Source organism: Sporomusa sp., assembly GCF_057736855.1.
Genome location: NZ_JBYKYF010000395.1, coordinates 1 through 2372 on the forward strand (window position 1 = coordinate 1; position 2372 = coordinate 2372).

The following is a 2372-nucleotide window of genomic DNA, read 5'->3' on the forward strand; positions in this document are numbered from 1 at the left end:
ATAGGCGAGAATGGTAATATCTACAGTCTGGTGTAAAAAGATTCCTAAAAACTTATACTTTTTGCTTTGGTGTGGTATAATTTTTAAAGACATCGCATAAATGACTTTTAAGCTGTGAGGAGAAGGACAGGCAAGATGGAAATTAAATCAATTAAAAAACTAAAACTTTATGGGTTTAATAATCTTACAAAATCACTTAGTTTTAATATGTATGACATCTGCTACGCGAAAACTCCGCAGCATCGCCATTCTTACATCGAATACATTGATGAAGAATACAGTGCCGAACGTCTGACGAATATCCTAACCGAAGTAGCTAACATGATTGGGGCTAACATCTTAAATATTGCCAAACAGGACTATGATCCGCAAGGAGCCAGCGTAACCATGCTGATTGCCGAGGATTCAGTGCACCAGCCTGGGGCGATTTATAATACTGAGGAATGTGGGGAATGTGAGCTGAATGAACCCATGCCTGATGCGGTTGTTTGCCATTTAGATAAAAGCCATATTACTGTCCACACATATCCGGAAAGTCATCCGGATGAAGGTATCAGTACTTTCCGTGCAGATATTGATGTATCGACCTGTGGCCATATTTCACCTCTTAAGGCATTGAACTTCCTCATTAACACCTTTCGCCCAGATATTGCTGTTATCGATTACCGGGTACGTGGTTTTACTCGTGATGTTAACGGTAAAAAATTTTTTATCGACCATAAGATCAATTCGATTCAAAACTATATTTCCAGTGACAATCGCGATTTGTACCAGATGATTGATGTGAATGTGTATCAGGAAAACATTTTTCACACCAAGATGCTGTTAAAGGAGTTTGATTTGGATAATTATTTGTTTGGTACAGCCAAAAAAGAATTGCAGGCTGGAGAAAAAAAGAAAATTAAACAACGCCTGAAAAAAGAGATGGCTGAAATCTTTTACGGAAAAAATATTCCAAAAGTTCATTTGAAGTTGTAAGATAAGACTTGGCTTGTGCCGGCTACGTAGGATGAAGGCACAAGCCTTAGCTTCTTAATGTCCGCAGAATAATTTAAATAAATGCTAGCAGACTAACATGAAAATCCCCCGTTTGGGGGATTTTATTTTTATGAAACTGTTACTACATCCGCTGCCAGTACGGCTTTTTCACTGGATTATGTTTTTTGCTGTTATGTATCTGGTAATAACCGGATTATACCTTAATAATCCCTGGCCTGGACTGTCGTATGGTGTTGTGCGTAAGACTCATACTATTGCCGGTATGATCCTGATGCTAAATTTGTTTGGCCAAATTTGCTACTATTTATTTACCGGAAAATACACGGAAATACTGTTTTTGCCGCGTGATCTTGCCAATTTGCGCAGTTTCGTCCGCTATGCGTTGTTTGTTACGGAACGTCATCCTAATTATGGCCGGTATAATCCTGGGCAAAAAGCGTTATTTACTTTATGGGGGCTGGTGATGGGAATTAGCGGTTTTGCTGCCATGCCCTTCCTTTTTCCGGAATATGGGACATGGCTAAGTAGGCCCTTTGGCGGGCTTGCAGGTATTAGGATTGTCTACTATTGGATAACCATGTTTTTTGTGGCTACGATTCCTCTTCATGTGTGCTTAGCTTTTACTGAAGACCCAGCTAAGCTGCAAGCAATGTTTTCTGGTTATGTGAATAAAAGGCCAAAGTCTAAATAATAGGCAATAGTATTACTTGGCGGTTGTGGTCCATGCCAATGGGGGATGAAATGTCTGCTCCTGATAATGATCTTCCGGTGTGGTTGCTAGCGCTGACAATACTTGTCTCCCGGCATCCATACCTTGAGCCCCCAGTAATACCAAAAGATCACCAGGCAGGGCTTTCCTTAGTGCCTGTTTTATAGCATCAGTTAAGGTATTGGTGTAAATGTAATCGGTTTTAAGGGTAGTAAGGGTTGTTACAAAGGCCAGTTTTTCCTCGGCGGTAACGATATCTGTCAGCTCAACATAGTCACTGCTGGCAGTAATAATCAAATCAAACGCCAGTTTTTTGTGTTGTCTGGCCAAAGCAGCCGCGTTAGCAGCATTAATGGCAGTACCGCGCTGACCACGAATGGCATTGACAACAATCATACGCTGATAGCGAAGAGAGGCTAAGGTCGTAAATACAGCATCAATACTGCCAGGATTAAGGGCAGTATCGTCAACAATTGTAAGACCTTGTAAGTGAAAGATATTCATACGCCGCTCAACACTTCGGAAACTAGCCAACGCATTTACTACTGCTTCAGGTGATAAGCCGTGGATCAGGGCAGCGATGGCGGCCAGCATGGCGTTTTCGACATTATGCCGTCCTGGAAGAGCTAACGTTACAGGATAACTGCCACTGGGAACAACTTGA

The 2372-nt window shown here is 41.5% G+C and carries 3 protein-coding genes; 2 read left to right on the forward strand and 1 reads right to left on the reverse strand.

All coding sequences use genetic code 11. The features are described 5' to 3' along the window. The first annotated feature begins 135 nt into the window (after positions 1-135). A complete protein-coding gene (speD, locus tag AC29Z1_RS16725) occupies positions 136-978 on the forward strand; it encodes an adenosylmethionine decarboxylase (RefSeq protein ID WP_488272586.1) in 843 nt (280 codons plus the stop codon). Positions 979-1108: 130 nt separating this feature from the next. Beyond that, positions 1109-1690 carry a cytochrome b/b6 domain-containing protein gene (locus tag AC29Z1_RS16730; RefSeq protein ID WP_488272587.1) on the forward strand — a complete coding sequence of 194 codons (582 nt, stop codon included), beginning with the start codon at positions 1109-1111 and terminating at the stop codon, positions 1688-1690. A 12-nt stretch (positions 1691-1702) separates the two neighbouring features. On the opposite strand, the gene AC29Z1_RS16735 is transcribed toward AC29Z1_RS16730, so the two are convergent. Continuing rightward, positions 1703-2372, reverse strand: a 670-nt coding sequence (locus AC29Z1_RS16735) for a glutamate ligase domain-containing protein (RefSeq protein ID WP_488272588.1), incomplete at its 5' end; no start/stop codon positions are given.

Excerpts from the sequence above, each read along its gene's own strand:
- speD (WP_488272586.1), top strand. The coding sequence starts at position 136 with ATGGAAATTAAATCAATTAAAAAACTAAAACTTTATGGGTTTAATAAT.
- AC29Z1_RS16730 (WP_488272587.1), top strand. The coding sequence starts at position 1,109 with ATGAAACTGTTACTACATCCGCTGCCAGTACGGCTTTTTCACTGGATT.